This is a genomic window from Proteiniclasticum aestuarii, from assembly GCF_017368455.1.
Lineage (GTDB): Bacteria > Bacillota > Clostridia > Clostridiales > Clostridiaceae > Proteiniclasticum > Proteiniclasticum aestuarii.
In genome coordinates this window covers 367,965-387,888 of sequence record NZ_JAFNJU010000001.1, presented here as the reverse complement: position 1 = coordinate 387,888, position 19,924 = coordinate 367,965, and the positions used below count along the sequence as shown (strand labels likewise).

Annotated in this window: 20 protein-coding genes; all 20 read left to right on the top strand. The window is 45.0% G+C overall.

All coding sequences use genetic code 11. The features are described 5' to 3' along the window. The first annotated feature begins 25 nt into the window (after positions 1–25). Entirely contained in the window at positions 26–1,831 is a 1,806-nt protein-coding gene (gene hflX, locus J3A84_RS01925; protein WP_207598306.1) for a GTPase HflX, read from the top strand. Then, a complete protein-coding gene (locus tag J3A84_RS01920; protein WP_207598305.1) occupies positions 1,812–2,705 on the top strand; it encodes a nucleotidyltransferase domain-containing protein in 894 nt (297 codons plus the stop codon). Before hflX ends, J3A84_RS01920 begins: the two co-directional genes overlap by 20 nt. After that, the gene (locus J3A84_RS01915) at positions 2,705–3,370 is read left to right on the top strand and encodes a YigZ family protein (RefSeq protein WP_207598304.1); all 666 of its coding nucleotides are present in this window, start codon (positions 2,705–2,707) and stop codon (positions 3,368–3,370) included. The genes J3A84_RS01920 and J3A84_RS01915 overlap by 1 nt, the downstream gene beginning before the upstream one ends. Before the next feature lie 36 nt (positions 3,371–3,406). Beyond that, a complete protein-coding gene (locus J3A84_RS01910) occupies positions 3,407–4,144 on the top strand; it encodes a YebC/PmpR family DNA-binding transcriptional regulator (protein ID WP_207598303.1) in 738 nt (245 codons plus the stop codon). 29 nt (positions 4,145–4,173) lie between these two features. Continuing rightward, positions 4,174–4,983, top strand: a complete 810-nt coding sequence (locus tag J3A84_RS01905) for a ZIP family metal transporter (RefSeq protein ID WP_425350715.1) — start codon at positions 4,174–4,176, stop codon at positions 4,981–4,983. Between the two features lie 224 nt (positions 4,984–5,207). Further along, positions 5,208–5,954 carry a hypothetical protein gene (locus J3A84_RS01900; RefSeq protein ID WP_207598301.1) on the top strand — a complete coding sequence of 249 codons (747 nt, stop codon included), beginning with the start codon at positions 5,208–5,210 and terminating at the stop codon, positions 5,952–5,954. Positions 5,955–6,089: 135 nt separating this feature from the next. Further along, positions 6,090–7,193: a PfkB family carbohydrate kinase gene (locus J3A84_RS01895; RefSeq protein WP_342590924.1), complete on the top strand. Its 1,104-nt coding sequence runs from the start codon at positions 6,090–6,092 to the stop codon at positions 7,191–7,193. A 1-nt stretch (position 7,194) separates the two neighbouring features. Continuing rightward, positions 7,195–8,106 carry a pseudouridine-5'-phosphate glycosidase gene (locus J3A84_RS01890; protein WP_207598300.1) on the top strand — a complete coding sequence of 304 codons (912 nt, stop codon included), beginning with the start codon at positions 7,195–7,197 and terminating at the stop codon, positions 8,104–8,106. Positions 8,107–8,188: 82 nt separating this feature from the next. Next, positions 8,189–8,503 carry a hypothetical protein gene (locus J3A84_RS01885; protein WP_207598299.1) on the top strand — a complete coding sequence of 105 codons (315 nt, stop codon included), beginning with the start codon at positions 8,189–8,191 and terminating at the stop codon, positions 8,501–8,503. A 118-nt stretch (positions 8,504–8,621) separates the two neighbouring features. Then, positions 8,622–9,215 (top strand): Holliday junction branch migration protein RuvA, encoded by a 594-nt coding sequence (gene ruvA, locus J3A84_RS01880; RefSeq protein WP_207598298.1) that lies wholly within the window; start codon positions 8,622–8,624, stop codon positions 9,213–9,215. 10 nt (positions 9,216–9,225) lie between these two features. Next, positions 9,226–10,245: a Holliday junction branch migration DNA helicase RuvB gene (gene ruvB, locus J3A84_RS01875; protein ID WP_207598297.1), complete on the top strand. Its 1,020-nt coding sequence runs from the start codon at positions 9,226–9,228 to the stop codon at positions 10,243–10,245. A 16-nt stretch (positions 10,246–10,261) separates the two neighbouring features. Next, complete coding sequence (queA, locus tag J3A84_RS01870; RefSeq protein WP_207598296.1) at positions 10,262–11,290, top strand: tRNA preQ1(34) S-adenosylmethionine ribosyltransferase-isomerase QueA; 1,029 nt, start codon at positions 10,262–10,264, stop codon at positions 11,288–11,290. A 3-nt stretch (positions 11,291–11,293) separates the two neighbouring features. Beyond that, positions 11,294–12,442 (top strand): tRNA guanosine(34) transglycosylase Tgt, encoded by a 1,149-nt coding sequence (gene tgt / locus J3A84_RS01865; RefSeq protein ID WP_207598295.1) that lies wholly within the window; start codon positions 11,294–11,296, stop codon positions 12,440–12,442. A gap of 110 nt (positions 12,443–12,552) precedes the next feature. Continuing rightward, a complete protein-coding gene (yajC, locus tag J3A84_RS01860) occupies positions 12,553–12,828 on the top strand; it encodes a preprotein translocase subunit YajC (protein WP_207598294.1) in 276 nt (91 codons plus the stop codon). Between the two features lie 159 nt (positions 12,829–12,987). Next, positions 12,988–15,093, top strand: a complete 2,106-nt coding sequence (gene secD / locus J3A84_RS01855; RefSeq protein ID WP_207598293.1) for a protein translocase subunit SecD — start codon at positions 12,988–12,990, stop codon at positions 15,091–15,093. 142 nt (positions 15,094–15,235) lie between these two features. Continuing rightward, positions 15,236–15,997: a DHH family phosphoesterase gene (locus J3A84_RS01850; protein ID WP_207598292.1), complete on the top strand. Its 762-nt coding sequence runs from the start codon at positions 15,236–15,238 to the stop codon at positions 15,995–15,997. Between the two features lie 26 nt (positions 15,998–16,023). Then, positions 16,024–16,542: an adenine phosphoribosyltransferase gene (locus tag J3A84_RS01845; RefSeq protein ID WP_207598291.1), complete on the top strand. Its 519-nt coding sequence runs from the start codon at positions 16,024–16,026 to the stop codon at positions 16,540–16,542. A 104-nt stretch (positions 16,543–16,646) separates the two neighbouring features. After that, positions 16,647–18,851: a RelA/SpoT family protein gene (locus J3A84_RS01840; protein ID WP_207598290.1), complete on the top strand. Its 2,205-nt coding sequence runs from the start codon at positions 16,647–16,649 to the stop codon at positions 18,849–18,851. An 8-nt stretch (positions 18,852–18,859) separates the two neighbouring features. Further along, entirely contained in the window at positions 18,860–19,309 is a 450-nt protein-coding gene (gene dtd / locus J3A84_RS01835) for a D-aminoacyl-tRNA deacylase (RefSeq protein WP_207598289.1), read from the top strand. 15 nt (positions 19,310–19,324) lie between these two features. Next, complete coding sequence (locus tag J3A84_RS01830) at positions 19,325–19,924, top strand: MBL fold metallo-hydrolase (protein WP_207598288.1); 600 nt, start codon at positions 19,325–19,327, stop codon at positions 19,922–19,924.

The following is a 19,924-nucleotide window of genomic DNA, read 5'->3' as shown; positions in this document are numbered from 1 at the left end:
ACCTTGCGAAAAAGGAGGAAATCTTGTGATAACAGGTAATATAGACAGCGTAAGAAAGAGAATTCTCGAAGAATTAGAAGAAATATTTGACATCAGAACGGCAAAATATGCATTCATCGATGAGCGTATCATCGAGATCATGATCAAGGCGACCAAGGAACTGAATAGAGAAATCAGCGTACTGGTGGACCGAAAAGGAAAAGTGGCGGAGGTCACCATCGGTGACAGCAGTACCGTATCCATGCCGCTGGTGGATCTCAGAGACAATAAGCTTTCCAGAGTAAGAGTGGTCCATACCCATCCCAACGGCAACCCGAACCTTTCGGCACTGGACGTGTCTGCGCTGGTGAAGATGAAGCTGGACTCCATCATCGCAATCGGAGTCTCGGATCACCCTGAAGTTGTGATGGGCTTTCTCACGGTGGAAAATCAGAAGGTCCACGTAGAAGCCACAAGACCCATGTCCCTGGAAGATGCCCAGAGGTTCAACATCATCGACAGGATAGTCTATAATGAAGGGCTTCTATTAGAGGCGGAAGATCTGGAGGAAGAGGATGAACGGGCAGTGCTCATCGGACTGGATTCGGAAGAGAGCCTGGTGGAACTGGCTGAACTGGCCAATGCGGCGGATGTCACTGTAGGAGAAGTGGTTTTTCAGAACCGCGCTTCTCAGGATAATGCTTTTTATATCGGAAAAGGAAAAGTCGGTGAAGTCAGAGATGTGCTGCAGCTTACCAGAAGCAACCTTGTCATAGCCGATGATGAACTCACAGGTTCTCAGATCAGAAACCTGGAAGACGAGCTGGGTGTGAAAGTCATTGACAGAACCACGCTGATTCTTGAGATTTTTGCAAGAAGAGCAAGAAGCAGGGAAGCGAAGCTTCAGGTGGAGCTGGCACAGCTGAAATACAGAATGTCCAGACTTATCGGCCTTGGCACCGTCATGTCGAGAACCGGCGGTGGAATCGGAACCAGAGGGCCTGGAGAGCAGCAGCTGGAGATTGACAGACGAAAAATCAGAGATCGTGTCAACGATCTGAAAAATGAACTGAAGAAAGTCGTGGCCATCCGAAATGTACAGCGTGAGAATCGGAACCAGAATGAGATTCAGAGAATTTCTCTGGTCGGATATACGAACTCCGGAAAATCCACTCTTAGAAATGCACTGGCAGATATGGCTTCCAAAGATTCCATTGTGAAGAGCAAAGTACTGGAGAAAGACATGCTTTTTGCGACCTTGGATACAACCACCAGGGCCATCTCATTTGAGGACAATCGAGTGGTCACACTGACGGATACAGTGGGATTTGTGAGAAAACTGCCTCATGACCTTATCGAGGCCTTTAAGTCAACACTGGAGGAAGTGATCTATTCGGATCTTCTGGTGCATGTCATTGACGGCTCAGTGGACGACTGCTTCGCCCAGGCGGTGGCAGTGGATGAGGTTCTGGAGGAAATTGGTGCGGGCGGCACAGACAGAATCATAGCGATCAACAAGATTGATCTGGGGAAAAGCTATAGAACGGAAGATGTGGTAAAACTCTATGAAGGGAAATATCCTATTATAGAGATTTCAGCAAAAAACGGCACAAATCTGAAGAAACTCATGGAAGAGATGGCCTCAGCGCTGCCGGATAACCTCGTTGAGATCGAAGCAGTCATACCCTATGACATGCAGAGACTTGTTTCCCTGCTCCATGATAAGGGAACCGTGATCAGTGAGGAATACGAAGAGACGGGCACGAAAATCAGGGCAAAAGTGCCACAGAGGGAACTGCATCAGTATAAGGAATTCATCAAAGGAGGCAGCAATGCGGGATTTGATCATTGAGTATCAGAAAGTATATCAGCAGGTCACACAGAATATGAATGACACAAAAGAAATTCTTGCTTCATTTGTATTTGGCAGTATGGTTACTGGAGATCTCTGGGAGAATTCTGATATTGATTTCTTTGTTATTTATGAAGGAGATGAGAGAGGCATCCGGAATGTCTATTCCAGTGAGAATAGAGTACCTGTGCACTTCAAGGTCATGAGTAAAAAAGAGTTCATGGTGCTGAAAGGACTGGAAGTGAAGGGCAGCTTTCTTCACAGAATCTTCTCCTCTTCAAAAATGGTCTTTTCCAAAGATGCGGACATTACTGCAAGATACAACAATCTGAGATTCTATCCGGAGATGGACAGGAGAAAATGGACCTTGTCCTATCTGGGAAGACTGATCAAGAGTATAGACTCCACAGACAAGTTTCTGCACAACAGAAAGCTCTACGGAGCCTACAACAGTCTTCTGGATTCCATGGAGCTCTATGCTTCTATTTATGTGAACTCCAGAGGATATCAGATTTCCAAAGATACCATCAGCACGGCCACGGGCCTAGATCGGGAGTTCGAGGATAAATACCACTACCTTGTTTCAGGGGAAGACCTGGAAAAGAAGATTGCTGCAGTGAACAAATATCTTAAACAGACCATCGACCGGGAAATAAATGATGCTTCAGAAATCATACTTGCCTATTTCAGAGAAAAATCACACCCTATGAGTGCAAGGGAAATCACAGAAGATGACTTTTTCGCGAATTTCGAAATACAGATGGAAGGGATCCTGAACCTTCTGTATTCAAAAAATCTTCTGAAGAGGGAATTCAGAGCAGTGACGACCCCTCTTGGGAAAGAACTGATCAAAGAGAACGTATACAGTCTCTGATGGGATATAGAACAGTCGGTAACAGCACTCCGCGCGAGTTTACCGAGAAGAAATCCGTATTCATAGGCATAGCGAAAAGGGTATTCACGGAGGAAGAAGCAAAGGAATTTATTTCTGAAGTCAGAAGCAGGTACAAGGATGCAAGGCATCATGTTTTTGCTTATACAATCGAAGAAGATATGCATATACAAAGGTACAGCGATGATGGAGAACCCCAGGGTACGGGAGGAATTCCGATTCTTGATGTGATCAGAAAAAATGATCTGAGAAATGTCTGTGTAGTTGTGGTCAGATATTTCGGAGGAATACTCTTAGGGGCAGGGGGACTCACCCGCGCCTATGTCAAAGGGGCGGCAGACGCCATTCAGGCTGCCGGCGTCATTGAGAGAGTATCCGGGCATCAGATCGATCTCCTGCTGGACTACGATCTTTTCGGAAAACTGCAGTATTTTCTGAAGGAGAACCAGATAGAGATCAAAGACGTTGCATACACGGATAAAGTGAAGGTAAGTGTATATGTGGAATCCATACAGCTGAAAGCAATTGTCCAGGAAATGATGAATCTGACATCAGGCAAGGCAGAAATCGTAATTCTGGAAGAAGAACTTTTCTATAAAAGAGAGAAAGAACTGCTGAAGGAGTTTGAAGACCACGAGACGAAGTGATATAATTATTTCTTGGAAGAATTGGAGGGATCAAACATGTCAGGACATTCAAAATGGCATAACATTCAAGCGAAAAAAGGTAAGATGGATGCCAAAAGAGGTAAAATCTTTACAAAAATCGGAAAAGAACTGATGATGGCAGCGAAGGAAGGAACCAATCCTGATACCAACGCGAAGCTGAGAGATATCATCGCAAAAGCGAAAGCGGCCAACATGCCCAATGACAATATCGCAAGAGTCATAAAAAAAGCTGCCGGGGATACAGGCAGTGCGGATTATGAAGAAATCGTCTATGAAGGGTATGGGCCAAATGGAGTCGCAGTCATTGTGGAAGCCTACACAGACAACAAGAACAGAACTGCTGGAAATGTGAGGCATTTCTTCGACAAATACGGCGGGAATCTGGGTACTACAGGGTCCGTGACCTTCATGTTCAACAAAAAAGGTCAGATCATCATAGAGAAAACCGAGGAGCAGGATGAAGAAGAGCTGATGATGCTTGCTCTGGAGAGCGGGGCAGAGGATTTCATTTCCGAGGATACTGTGTTTGAAATCATTACTGAACCTGAGAACTTTGATGCGGTGAAAGCGGCCGTTCTAGAAGCTGGAATTGAGATTCTGGAAGGCGAAGTGACGATGATTCCGAATGTGACGACGAGTCTGGATCTCGAAACGTCCGAGAAATTCCAGAAACTGGTGGATGCATTGCTGGAAGATGATGATGTGGACAATGTCTATCACAATGCTGATTTTCATGAGGACTTTGAACAATAAAATAATACAGGCATGTAGGTGAGGATATGATCGAATTTCTAGAACGATTTGAACCGACAACGCAGGCGTTATTCGCCACACTTTTTACATGGGGCGTAACGGCACTGGGAGCCTCTCTGGTGTTTTTCTTCAAGACCATCAATAAGAAGGTCTTTGATACAATGCTGGGCTTTGCAGCAGGCGTCATGATTGCGGCCAGTTTCTGGTCACTGATCAGTCCAGGCCTCGCCCTTGCCGAAGAGATGGGCTATACACCTTGGATCGTAGCAGCAGCTGGATTCATGGGTGGAGGACTGTTTCTCTTTGTTGTTGATAAAAGCCTGCCACATATGCATCTGGGCCTTGCTCCGAAAGAGAAAGAGGGGCCGAAGACTTCCTGGCAGAGAAGTATCTTACTGGTTCTTGCCATTACGCTACACAACATTCCGGAAGGATTGGCTGTAGGTGTTGCTTTCGGTGCTGTTGCTGCAGGTATTGAATCTGCTACCCTCGCTGGGGCCATCGTTCTTGCTGTAGGCATCGGTATTCAGAACTTTCCGGAAGGAGCAGCGGTATCCATTCCTCTTCGAAGAGAAGGGATGGGACGGGGGAAGGCGTTCCTTTACGGTCAGGCATCAGGCGTTGTTGAACCCATCGCAGGTGTACTAGGCGCAATGCTTGTTCTAAGCATGAGAAGCATACTGCCCTTTGCATTGTGCTTTGCGGCAGGAGCGATGATTTACGTGGTTGCTGAGGAACTTATTCCGGAAGCGCAGTCCAACAAAAATTCAGATTATGCTACCATGGGTGTCATGATAGGATTCACGATCATGATGGTCCTTGATGTTGCCTTAGGATGAGCTGAAACAAATGAACTCGGGCATGCCCGAGTTCATTTGCTTTATCAAGGAAGCAGAGTGGTCATGTGGAAATTTAATGAAATATTAATCCTTTGAAAAGAATGGTATAAAGTGAACCATGTATAGTGAGTGTACAAGTAAGTAGGTGATGGATTGTGAAATGTTCAAATTGTGGGCATATTAATGTTGAAGGAAGCAGATACTGCAATCAGTGTGCTTTTCCGTTGAACTCCAGTAAAGTGAGTCTTGGTCAGTATGAACCTCATGACCAGGACGGTTATGACGCGGAAAAAAATAATGAGAGCAGAGTATACAGAAAAGACATCAGCCGTCCATTCTCGTCGATTTCCAGTGCGACGGATGGAACAGGTGAAATCATTTATGACAGGGAACATGTGGAAAGGGTGAGACGACCGGTGGTTCTGAAAATGACACTGGTGATTCTCCTGGCGCTCTTTGTTTTTGTAGGGTACAACGGGATCAAATTTGCTGTAGATGCTCAGCAGAATAGAATCAATCAGGCTGAAATCGAAAAGGCGCAGCAGGCACAGGCGGAAGAACTGAAGAAACTGGAAAACTATCGCGAAAAGTTCAATACGGTGATTCTGAGCTTCGAAGAACAGGGTGCAATCATCAATGAGAACATCAAAGGGTTGACTACACTGCGCATCAACAGATTTGCCAAGGGACTGGGGCTTGGTGATGTATTTGATAAGATCGTCAATACTGTGCTGGATGTGTCGAAAGTCAATGAAATGAAGAATAACAGCAATACACTGCAAGTGCTCGTAGATGAACTGCTGAATCCTCCCGAGACATTCGCCTCGAAATACGAGACATTGCTTACATTGAGGAGTACGGAGAAAAAGATCATTGAAACCATTTCAGGTGAGCTGACATCAGACTCGAAATCGGAACTGGAAGATCTTCATGAAGAATACAATAGGCTCCTTGTTGATCTGAACAGATAAAACCATGATTGCCATGACGGTGTGTCATGGTTTTTATTTTTGAAGAAAGTTTTTCAGAATCCTTGATTTTTTGAGAAATCACGCTTATAATATAAACATAAGTTAAATTAATAAGCTTTTGCTTAATGAAATGAGGTGATTATCATAACACAGAGAGAATTGGAAATTATTGAGATCATCAGGAATAATCCTTTTGTTTCTCAGCAGGAAATTGCAGATCTTCTGAAAATCACAAGATCATCTGTGGCGGTTCACATCACGAATCTCGTGAAGAAGGGAATCATCCGGGGCAGAGGATATGTGATTGATGAGCGGGATCATGTTTCAGTCATCGGCGGAGCCAATGTGGATATTGTAGGATACCCTTTTGAAGAGTTGAGAAAAGCGGATTCCAATCCGGGAGAAGTGAATGTGTCCATTGGCGGCGTCGGTAGAAACATCGCTGAAAATCTGGCGAAGCTCGGCAATCATACGAAGATGTTCACTGTGGTTGGAGAAGATGTCCATGGAGACAAAATCATCAATGAGTCCGAAGCGTCGGGGATCGATATGAGTCATGTAAGCAGAGTCTCAGAATATGGAACCGGAACTTATCTGGCGGTACTGAACAAAGAAAACGATATGGATGTGGCTATTGCCTCGATGAACATCTTCCGGAAACTGGACAGAAAGTATATTGATGAAAACAGACAGATCATTTCCAAAAGTAAAGTCATCGTATTTGATACGAATCTGGAGGAGGATGTGCTTCACTATGCAGTACAGTTGTTCAAGGACAATAAACTTTTTCTGGATACGGTCTCCCATACGAAAGCCATGAGAGCGAAAAAGGTCATCGGATACTTTCATACTATCAAGCCCAATCGCATGGAAGCGGAAGCCCTGTCAGGGATTACGATTTCCGGAAAAGAGGATCTCGAGAAAGTAGCGAAGTATTTTCATGATGAGGGGGTCATTAATGTATTCATTACACTGGGTGAAGACGGCGTATTCTACAGTGATGGCAGAAACAGCGGCCTGATGAAGGCTAAAAGAATCATACCTAAAAATGCAACAGGTGCAGGAGATGCGTTTCAGGCGGCTCTTGTACATGCAGAGCTCAATATGATGTCAATAGAAGAGAAAACAAGGTTCTCCATGGCTGCATCGATAATGGCCATGAGCGCCTATACAACCATCAATCCTGAAATGTCGGTAGAGAAAATCGAAGAAATAATGAAAAATATGGAGGAAAAATAATATGAATCAGTATGTAGAAACAAGTCAGGAAGTAAAAGAGGCCCTTGCAGCAGGTAAAGCAGTTGTCGCGCTGGAGTCCACAATCATTTCTCATGGAATGCCTTATCCTAAGAATGTGGAGACAGCACTGGAAGTGGAAAGAATCATCAGAGAGAATGGTGCAGTGCCAGCTACCATAGGAATCATCGGTGGCGTACTGAAAGCGGGACTCACAGAAGACGAGATCGATTATATGGGAAAGACTTCAGGCATCGCCAAAGTATCGAGAAGAGACATTCCTTATATCGTATCCGAGAAGCTTGATGGGGCAACCACTGTCGCTTCTACCATGATCATAGCGGAGATGGCTGGGATCCGAATCTTTGCCACTGGTGGTATCGGAGGAGTGCATAGAGGTGCTGAAACCACTATGGATATTTCGGCGGATCTAGAAGAGCTGGCTGGTACAGAAGTGGCGGTAGTCTGTGCAGGAGCAAAAAGTATTCTGGATATCGGTCTTACACTGGAGTATCTGGAAACAAAGGGCGTACCGGTCTATGGATACGGGACAGAGGAACTTCCTGCCTTCTACACAAGAAAGAGCGGATTCAAGGTGGACTACAGAATCGATGAGCCCAAGGAAATGGCTGAAGTGCTGAAAACAAAATGGGATCTCGGTTTAAAGGGTGGTGCACTGATCGCAAATCCCATTCCGGTAGAATATTCCATGGATGCTGCGTTCATCACGAAAGTCATTGAAGATGCGGTTTCCGAAGCCAATGAAAAAGGAATCAAAGGAAAAGATACCACTCCGTTTCTGCTTGCAAAGATCAAGGAAATCACAGGCGGAGATTCCCTGGAATCCAATATCCAGCTTGTTTACAGCAATGCGAAGGTAGCTGCGCAGGTTGCAGTGGAATACATGAATCTGTAATTCCTGTTTAATCCACGTTTAATCTTTATCCTTTAGAATGACATCATAAACAATAAATGATTTGATTGGAGAAGATGAATTCATGGGTGGACAGAGCTTTATAGGGGCAATCATTACAATGTTCATACTCTTTCTTGTAGTTAGTTTTGCCATAACATTACTGCCCTACATTCTTATAGGGATATTGATACTGTATATTTACAGAAAAATGATCAGACCTCTGTTTGCAGGAAGCAGTCAGAGAGAGAATTTCAGGGAAAACAACTATTATAGAACGAATGTGGAAAAAGAGGAAGAACCCCCTGTTGTCAACCAGGTGAAGAGCGTTCATGACGATGTGTTCTTCAGGCAGGACCATAAAGTCATTGATGTGGACTATGACGAAGAGGATAAATAAGGCTTCGCAGCAATAAGAGATTGGACGATGGTTCAGTCTCTTTTTTTGCTGAAGAGTTATTTCTAAATTACTGGGAAACATGATAAGATAGATAAGGAATAATTTATGGAGGTTTCAAATGTACGATTATATCAAGGGAAAGTTCAAAGGCATTTTCAAGGATTATGTTTCCATTGAAAATGGAGGCATTGGTTATAAGGTGTACACATCAGGAAACTCCATGGCCATGATGCCTGGAATAGATGAAGAAGCCACATTATATCTCACGCAGATTGTAAGAGAAGATTTTATCGGTTTATATGGATTTACATCGAGAGATGAGTTAGAATTGTTTTCTATTCTGATCACGATCAACGGGGTCGGTGCCAAAGCTGCGCTGTCTCTGTTATCCGCAAGCTCACCGGATAATCTCAAGTTCGCCATTGTGAACGAAAATGAATCCTTACTGGTCAAAGCGCCTGGTATAGGAAAGAAGATTGCCCAGAGACTGATTCTGGAGCTGAAGGGCAAGCTGAAGATTGAAGATTTCACGGGAATGGATGAAACATCCAAGAAAAAAGCCCTGTCGGAGAATATATCCAATGAAGCATTGGCTGCACTGATGACATTAGGCTATACAGAAAAAGAAGCAAAGACCGCTTTAAAACATGTGGAAGAGGATCAGAGTATTGAGCGCATCATCAAAGATGCCCTGAAATATCTGATGAATTAGGGGATAAGATATGGATGAAAGAATTATAACTTCCGAGTTCATGGAAGAAGATGTGCAAAGTGAATATTCTCTGCGTCCACTGAAACTGACTGAATACATCGGGCAGGAAAAGGTGAAGGACAATCTGAAGGTTTTCATTGAAGCGGCCAAGATTCGAGATGAAGCCCTAGACCATGTAATCCTGCATGGTCCTCCGGGATTGGGTAAAACAACCCTCGCAAACATCATTGCCAGAGAAATGGGGGGGACGCTGAAGATCACCTCCGGACCAGCCATTGAACGTGCTGGAGATCTGGCCTCGATTCTCACGACGATGAATGACAACGACGTGCTCTTTATCGATGAGATTCATAGACTTTCCAGAACTGTGGAAGAGATCTTGTACCCAGCCATGGAAGACTATTCCCTTGATATTGTCATAGGAAAAGGAGCCCAGGCTAAATCCATCAGGTTAGATCTCAGCCACTTCACACTGATTGGTGCAACGACAAGAATTGGCCTTCTGACCTCCCCGCTGAGAGACCGTTTTGGGGTTCAGCTTTCCATGGAATACTACACCCATGAGGAACTGGAGGAAATCATAACTAGAAGTGCAAGTATTCTTGATTTTGAGATCACCAAGGAAGCAGCGCTCTGCATTGCAAGAAGAAGCAGAGGCACGCCGAGAATTGCAAATAGACTGCTGAAGAGAGTCAGGGATTTTTCGCAGGTGAAAGGAGAGTCCGTCATTGATGAAGAGACGGCACTATCGGCACTGAAATCACTGGATGTGGATGACGAGGGATTTGATCGGATTGACCGCAAGATTCTGGATGCCATCGTTCATAACTTCAATGGAGGTCCGGTTGGTGCGGAGACCCTATCCTATTTCATCGGTGAGGAGCTGGATACCATCGTGGACGTTTATGAACCGTATCTGCTGCAGAAGGGGTTTATCGTCCGAACACCGAGAGGAAGAGTTGCCACAGACAGAACCTATGATCACCTGGGTGTGAAGCGCAGAACAGATGCCCAGCAGACCATATTCTAGAAAAGAGGTTACATTTTTGAGAGTAGAAGATTTTAATTTTGAATTGCCAATAGAACTCATCGCACAGCATCCTTTAAAGGAAAGAGATCAGTCAAGGCTTCTTGTGGTGGATAAGCACTCAGGTGAACTGGAACACAGGAAGTTCCATGATATTGTAGGCTATCTGAAAAAGGGTGATGTGCTGGTTTTGAATGACACAAGAGTGATTCCAGCAAGACTTCTTGGGGTGAAGAAAGAAACGGAAGGGAAAATCGAGTTTCTATTACTGAACAGGAAAAAGCTCGATACCTATGAATGTCTTGCTAAGCCAGGAAAACGAGCAAAAGTGGGTGCGAGATTCACCTTCGGCGAAGGTCTCCTGGAAGCGGAAGTCATTGAAGTGCTGGAGAATGGAAACAGAATCGTGCAGTTTCATTACGACGGTGTTTTTGAAGAGATTCTGGACCGACTAGGAGAGATGCCTCTTCCGCCCTACATCAAGGAAAAGCTGGAGGACAAAGAGCGGTATCAGACGGTCTATTCAAGATCCGAAGGCTCTGCGGCAGCGCCGACAGCAGGACTTCATTTCACGGAGAAACTTCTGAAGGAAATCAGAGAAACTGGTGTGGAAATCGCATTTCTCACGCTCCATGTCGGACTTGGCACCTTCAGACCGGTCAAAGTGGAATCGGTGGAGAATCATGACATGCATTCCGAGTTCTACAGCCTGGATGCGCAGAATGCGGAAATCATAAATGCTGCCAGAAGAAAAGGCGGAAGAGTGATTTCTGTAGGAACCACTTCCACCAGAACACTTGAAACCATAGCGGACGCAGACGGATATGTGAAGGAGGATTCCGGATACACGAAGATCTTCATCTATCCGGGTTATCAGTTCAAATGCATTGACTGCCTGATCACGAATTTCCATCTTCCGGAATCCACATTAATCATGCTGGTGTCTGCACTGGCAGGAAAGGAAAATATCATGAATGCCTATGAAACTGCAGTGAAGGAGAAATACCGTTTCTTCAGTTTCGGCGATTCCATGTTTATAAAGGAATAAAGTATGTATACATTATTGAAAAAAGAGAAAAGAGCAAGACGAGGTCGTTTTGAAACGCCCCATGGAACCATAGAAACGCCGGTGTTCATGAATGTAGGAACGCTGGGGGTCATCAAGGGTGCTGTATCCTCCATGGATCTGAAGGAGATCGGGTGCCAGGTGGAACTAAGCAACACTTATCATCTTCATCTGCGACCCGGAGACAAACTGGTCAATAAGATGGGGGGACTGCATAGGTTCATGAACTGGGATGGACCGATTCTAACGGATTCCGGAGGATTCCAGGTGTTCTCACTGGCGAAGATCCGAAAAATCAAAGAGGAAGGCGTTTACTTCAGTTCCCATATCGATGGCAGTCGAATCTTTATGGGTCCAGAAGAATCCATGAGAATCCAGTCTCATCTGGGTTCCACCATCGCCATGGCTTTTGATGAGTGCATCGAACTTCCGGCGGAGAGAGAGTATGTGGAGCGTTCCGTGGAGAGAACCACCAGATGGCTCGTGCGATCAAAAAATGAGATTGATCGCCTCAATGCCCAGGAAAACACCATCAACAAGAAGCAGATGCTGTTCGGTATCAATCAGGGCGGAACCTATGAAGACATCAGAATCCGTCATGCGAAAGAGATTGCCAAAATGGATCTGGATGGCTATGCCATAGGGGGCCTGGCTGTAGGCGAAACCCATGAAGAAATGTATAGAACCCTGGATGCGGTGGTGCCGCATCTTCCGGAAGACAAGCCGATCTATCTCATGGGTGTTGGAACGCCTGAAAATATTCTGGAATCGGTGGAAAGAGGTGTGGACTTCTTCGATTGTGTTCTTCCGGCAAGAAACGGCAGGCATGGACATGTATTCACGGCGAGAGGAAAGATCAATCTGAACAACAAGCGCTTCGAAATGGATGAGAAACCCATCGACGAAGGCTGTCAGTGCCCGGCCTGCAGACACTATACAAGAGGCTATATCAGACATCTGTTCAAAGCAAAGGAAATGCTGGCTCTGAGACTCTGCGTACTTCATAATCTGTATTTCTACAACAAACTTATGGAGGATATCCGAAGGGCGATTGATGAAGACAGGTTCCATGAGTTCAAAGCTCAGAAACTGGCGGACTGGTCCAGAGGACAGGAACCTCATATTGAGAAATAGATGAGGGAACGTAGAAATGAATAAGATAGTAGGATGAATTTCCAAATTTATCTTTCTTATTCATAAAAAATTCACTATAATGATAGTATTAAACAATTGGAGGCATAATAATGGAAGATATCATAAGACAGGTTTTACCGATTATTCTATTTCTGGGGCTCATGTATTTCATGCTTTTCCTGCCTGAAAAGAAAAGAAAAGCAGCATTTCAGAAAATGATCAGTGAGCTGAAGGTGAACGATGAAGTGACAACAAGAGGGGGCATCATCGGCAGAATCGTAAAACTGGATGAAGAAACAATCACCCTGGAAACTGGTGCGGACAGAGTGAAGCTCAAGTTCGCAAAGAGTGCTGTGGCTACAGTAAGGACAGGTACAGCAGAATAAGTGTCTGTTCCAATTGAATAGGAAAAGATCAGGGGCAGTGCTGACGCTCTGCCCTTTGATTTGGCAAAATACAATGATCATCCTTATCAGCGGTAAATCAGACTGGTTCATGAAATTCAATGTAGTATAAGCACTAAATTAAACGGAGGTTATTTCATTATGAAGAAAAGAGGAAATATCACCATTTTCGTCATTATATTATTAGTATTATCCTTTCTTGCATACACAGGCATCAATGGATTGACACTTGGAAACTACAGATTCAAATCCTTTGGAGAAGTCATCAACAGAGGACTGGATCTTCAGGGTGGCGTTTCTGTAGTCATGGAGGTTCAGACGGATTCCCTGAAGGCGGAAGAACTCTCTTCCATAAAGACTCTTCTGGACTCTCGAGTCAACAAGATTGGAGTCAGCGAGACGGTTTCCGTCACAGAAGGGGAGAATAGAATCAGAATCGATATTCCTGGCGTATATAACTCCAGCGAAATCGTGACCAATCTTCAGACTACCGGAGAACTGACCTTTGAAGATCCGGATGGCAACATCATTCTTACAGGAAGTGATGTGACATCTGCATCTGCGATGCTGGATTCCACAAGTAAACCTGTGGTGTCACTGGTACTGAACGAAGTGGGGGCTGAGAAGTTTGAAGCAGCCACAACCGAGTTCAGAGGAAAGCAGATCACCATCAACATGGATGATGAAGAACTCTCAGCGCCTATGGTGAATGATGTCATCACAGGGGGAGAAGCGATGATCACAGGGATGTCTTCTGTGGAAGAAGCCCAGTATCTGGCTGGCATCATCAATTCCGGAGCACTGCCTTATCCCGTGGAAGCAATACAGGTCAAGACTGTAGGACCAAGCCTTGGAGCGGGCGTCATGGGAGATGTCATGAGAGCATCCGCCATTGGCCTCTCACTGGTCGTACTCTACATGATCCTGAAGTACAGAAGACCAGGTTTTCTAGCTTCTGTGGCACTGGGATTCTATGTATGGCTTCTGCTGTTTGTGTTCTACGGAATCAATGCCACACTTTCACTGGCAGGCATTGCAGGCTTCCTGCTGACCATCGGTATGGCAGTGGATGCGAATGTGCTGATTTTTGAACGAATCAAAGAAGAACTCCGGGGAACAAGCAATATCCACAAAGCCATTGAAGGTGGATTCTCCAATGCGATGAGTTCCATCATCGATGCGAATATCACCACGATCATAGCCGGGCTGGTCCTCTATTTTGTCGGATCAGGTTCTGTCAAAGGATTTGCTCTTACACTGATGATCGGTATCGTGATTTCACTGTTCTCGGCACTGTTTATAACCAAGCATCTGATGTGGCTTGGACTGAGAATGGGCTTCCTGTCCAAGCCGAAGGATTTTGGTGTGTCCGAACAGATTAAAGAGAGAAAGATCGACTTCATATCCGGCGCAAAAATATGGAGATTCATTGCAGCGGCAGTGCTGGCAGTAGGACTGTTCTTCATCGGCACGCAGGGGCTGAATCTTGGACTTGACTTTGCAGGTGGAACGAGACTCGTCATGGAAGTGGGAGAAGAGTTCGATAAAGCGGAAATGGATGAAATCGTTAAAGTCTATGATGCTGATGCAGTGACGCAGAAGGTGGATGAGACTCAGATTGAAGTAAGAAGCCAGGCTCTTTCCACGGATACCATTGATGATCTGGTGAACAGCATCAAGGAAGAGTATTCTCTGGAGGATGACAGCATCATTACACTGGATGAAATCGGTGCTTCCGTAGGGAAGGAACTGACTGAAGGTGGAATTAAGGCAGTGATCCTGGCAGCAGTCTTCATGCTTGTCTACATTTCGCTGAGATTCAAGAAGAACTACGGATTTGCCGCCATCACAGCGCTGGTCCACGATATCATATTCCTTGTGGCGGTGTATGCTGTACTGAGAATATCAGTCAATACACCATTCATTGCAGCGATACTGACGATTCTGGGTTACTCCATCAATGACACCATCGTTGTATTTGACAGAGTGAGAGAAAACAGAAAACTGCATCCTGGAATCTCTTCCAAGGCTCTGGTGAACCTGTCCATGAATGATGCCTTCACCAGATCTGTAGGAACACTGCTGACCACTTTGTTCACGATTCTTTCGGTAGCGATCTTTGTACCACAGATCAGAGACTTCGCACTTCCGATTTCCATCGGTGTTGTGGTAGGTGGATTATCCACTTTCTTCATTGCAGGGCCCACTTGGATTTATCTGGAAGACAGAATGAAAAAGAGAAAGTAATAGTATAGACAGATCAATTGAAGTAAGGCTGCTTGAATGAGCAGCCTTATGTCTGTTTTGCGTCGGCAATGTTCATGGATTCGTTGTGATGCGAAAGGATTTGTATTATAATAAGAATTGTTTCAACAGGTGAGGGATGCGTATGGTGACTACATATTTAAGGGCGATATTCAAGGGTGCAGACACGATCAGCACACCGAAATACACCCATAAGACTATTTTCAGAATCATGAAAGCAGTCAACAATCGAGAGAAGATACTTATTTATGGAAGAGGGAATCGCGAAGGGATCTGCAGTATCGCTACGCTGATTCTTGTGCTCAGATATTTCAATGCAGACTTTGACTATTTCCTGATCCCCAAGGGAGGAAATCGCGAGAGTCTTGTTGCTGATGCCAAAACTCATCTGAACTTCTTCAATCCTGGTGTTATGCTGTCTTTAAATGAGACCTTCACCGAAAGTGTCCATGATGCTCTGGATGACTGCGAGACAGACCTGGTGTCCATCGGACATGGGGAAGACCAGATCGACTACGGGTTCAGCTCAGGAGATGACACATTGCTGAAGAATGTATTCGTCTTTGCCAAAGACCTGTCGATCAATTATGACACCAGAAACATCTTCAGGTATATTGACCTGGTTTATCTTGGGTCTGACGAAGAAGATGTGGAAGCCGATGAAGTACTGAACATGGGACTGAATCGTCTTAAGATTTCAACCAATTACGGCATTGAATCACTGAAGAAGCTGAAACCCTGTGACGAGAAGGATCTCAGAAAACTGATCACCCCTAAAGAGAATCCCTGGTCCATGGTGGATAATGCACGAATCATCATAGAACTGCTGACGACAGAAGATACAAATCGGGCAGAGCAGATCGCCAAGTATCTTATCAATAGCTAAAATAGAAAGTAACTTTGGAGGTTAACATGGATTTTAAAGAAAAAATCGCCATTATTCAGGATTTTCCCAAGGAAGGTATCAGTTTCAAGGATATCACGCCACTCATCGGTGACGGACCAGCCTTCAAGGAGCTCATAGATACTATGGCTGAAAAGCTGAGAGCTCAGGGCGTGGATTATATCGCAGGACCGGAAGCCAGAGGATTCATTTTTGGCGTTCCTCTTGCCTATGCACTGGGTATCGGTTTTATTCCAATCAGAAAACCAGGCAAACTGCCACAGGAAACAGTATCCATCACCTATGATCTGGAATACGGTTCTGATACACTGGAAATCCACAAAAATGCATTCAAAGAAGGAGACAGAGTAGCTCTGGTAGACGATCTTCTGGCTACAGGCGGTACCATATCCGCATGTGCGAAGCTGATTGAACTGGCAGGCGGAGAAGTGGTTTCCGTGGATTTCATGATCGAACTCACCGAACTTCATGGAAGAGACAAACTGGAAGGTTACAATGTCAATTCCATGGTTCAGTACGACATATAGACAAGTCTAGAAAGATAAAATATAATGGTTGAAAAGGCTGGTGATATACCAGCCTATACGTTATTCATAGATATATTTATTTGTGATGGAAATGAGGAAGACAAATGCTGTACGATTTAATGAAGAAGATTGATAAAGCAGGGAACATTAACAAGGAACTTGTCATAAAAGCATATAATCTGGCTGCAGAAGCCCACGGCGACCAAAGAAGGATATCAGGAGAGCCCTATGTGACTCATCCTGTGGAGGTTGCGTCCATTCTGGTGGATATGGGTATGGATACCAATACTGTAGTAGCCGGGCTTCTTCATGATGTCATCGAGGATACGAAATATACTTATGAAGAGATCAGTGAGATTTTCAATGAAGAAATCGCAGAACTTGTCGATGGTGTGACGAAACTTGGTAAAATCAAGTACAAGTCCAAGGAAGAAGAACAGGCGGACAATGTCAGAAAGATGCTTCTGGCCATGGCAAAGGACATCAGAGTCATACTGATCAAGCTGGCGGACAGACTGCATAACATGAGAACGCTGCGATATATGCAGCCGGAAAAGCAGAAGGAGAAATCCAAGGAGACTTTCGATATCTATGCTCCTCTGGCCCATAGACTGGGTATGTTCCGAATCAAATGGGAACTGGAAGATCTGGCATTTCGATATATGTATCCCACAGAGTATTACGATCTGGTCAATCAGATTGCGGAGAAAAGAAAGGAACGTGAATCCTATATCTCCATGATCATGGATGATATCGTTGATAAGCTGAAAAATGCAAGTATCGAATGTGATATCGACGGCAGACCGAAGCATTTCTATTCCATCTATAAAAAGATGATGGCCCAGAACAAGAACATCGATCAGATCTTCGACCTTACAGCCATCAGAGTGCTGGTGGATTCCATCAAGGACTGCTATGCGGCACTGGGCATCGTTCATACGATCTATAAACCGATCCCGGGAAGGTTCAAGGATTATATCGCCATGCCGAAACCGAATATGTATCAGAGTCTTCATACAACCGTCATCGGACCGCAAGGGAAGCCCTTTGAGATTCAGATCAGAACCTATGACATGCACCGAGTGGCAGAATACGGCATCGCTGCCCACTGGAAGTACAAGGAAACAGGTTCTTCCAAGGAAGCGCCCAAGGATACCATGGACCAGAAGCTCATCTGGCTGAGAGACATGCTGGAATGGCAGAAGGAGACTTCAGATGCGGAAGAATTCATGGAAGCTTTCAAAATCGATCTTTTCGGGGATGAAATCTTCGTATTCACACCAAAAGGAGAGGTCATCAATCTTCCGAACAAGGCGACCCCCATTGACTTCGCCTACAGAATTCATACGGATGTAGGAAATCGGACCATCGGCGCGAAGGTCAACGGGAATATGGTGACACTGGATTATAAACTGGCTACTGGCGAAATTGTGGAAATCATTACTTCCTCCAAACCCAAGGGCCCCAATATCGACTGGCTGAACATCGCGACGTCCAATCAGGCCAAGACCAAAATCAAGGCGTGGTTCAAGAAAGAGAAGAGAGAAGAGAACATCCAGAGAGGGAAAGAACTTCTGGAGAAAGAGGCAAAGAAGCAGGACAGAAACTTCGCTGACATCGCCAAGGGGGAAATGCTGGACAAACTGATCCGAAGATATCACGGGAACAACATCGAAGATCTGTATGTTGTCGTGGGTGCAAGTCAGGTGCTGCCCTCCACAATCGTTACGGCGCTCAAGGATGTCATAGAGGAAGAAAAGAAAGCGAAGATCAATGAGGACAACAAGGCTTCTTTATTGGAAGCGGAGAAAATGATCGATGCGCAGAGAAAGAAAGAGAAAGCCAAGAAGAAATCCTATTTCGGGGTAGTGGTTTCCGGCATGAGCAATGTGCAGGTCAGATTCGCGAAATGCTGCAATCCGGTACCGGGAGATGAAATCATCGGATTCATCACGAACTTCAGAGGAATCAGCATCCATAGAGCGGACTGCTCCAACATCGAGTCCATGAAAAATGACAAGACCCATCGGATCGTGGATGTTCAGTGGGAAAAGGAGAGTCAGGAGCTTTATAGTGCACGGGTGCAGATCCACGCCATGGATAGACCGAACCTTGTTTCGGATATCATTTCACTTGTGAATGAACTGAAGATTCCACTGAATGCGATGAATGTGGAAACAAGAAAAGATAAATCAGCAGTGATCCATCTGTCTTTACTGATCAAAGATGTGAATCTGCTGGAAGAATGTCTAAAGAGATTAAGAAAACTGTCCAGTGTTACGGATGCGTTCCGAACGGGCAATGTGTAGGTGATAGTATGCGAGCAGTTGTACAAAGAGTATTATCTTCAGAGGTAATTGTAAGCGGAGAAACTGTAGGCAGGATCGGTAAGGGGTTTAATGTCCTTCTGGGAATCAAAGATGATGATACCTGGGAGGACATGACTTATATCGAAGAAAAGCTGAAGGGACTTCGAATATTTGAAGATTCGGAGGGGAAAATGAATCTGGCGCTGAAAGAGGTGCAGGGAGAAATCCTTCTGATATCCCAGTTCACGCTGTATGGGGATGCCCGAAAGGGGAGAAGACCCAGTTTCATTCAGGCGGCCAAGGGAGAAAAGGCGGAAGAGATCTATGAGACTCTGGCAAGGAATCTTCGTGACGGGGGATATCCTACGGAGACGGGAGTTTTCGGAGCGGAAATGAAAGTGCTCATTGAAAATGATGGGCCAGTGACGATTCTTCTGGACAGCAGAAAGAATTTCTAAGGGTAAGGTGGAAATATGCAAATCAATAAACTTGTTTTAGGTGCGTATCAGGAAAACTGCTATATTGTAATCGATGAGGACTCTAAGGATGCGCTGATCATTGATCCGGGCGATGAGGGTGAGGAACTGGTTAAGCACCTCAGAAAAATGAACATCAACCTGAAATATATCCTGCTGACCCATGGCCATGTGGATCATGTAGGGGCTGTGGATGCGGTTCGGGAAGCCTTTGACATTCCTGTGTATATTTCAGAAGCGGATATGAAATACATCGAGCAGAGAAAGATGGCCTTCGGCAAGATGAGAAGAGCGGACTTTTTCCTGAAAGAGGGAGATGATTTCAGTTTTGCTGGAAAGAGGGTCGGCATTTTTGAAACCCCAGGGCACAGCAAAGGGAGTCTCAGCTTTCTCATGGAAGGCATTCTGTTCTCAGGAGACGTTCTGTTTCAGAACTCTGTCGGAAGAACGGATCTTCCAGGAGGGAATATGGAAGAGCTTCTGCGCTCCATCAAGGATAAACTCATGAAGCTGCCCGAAAGCACAAGAGTGCTCCCGGGTCATGGTCCGGAAACGACTCTGGGTATGGAAAAAGCCTTCAACGGTTATTTAAGATAG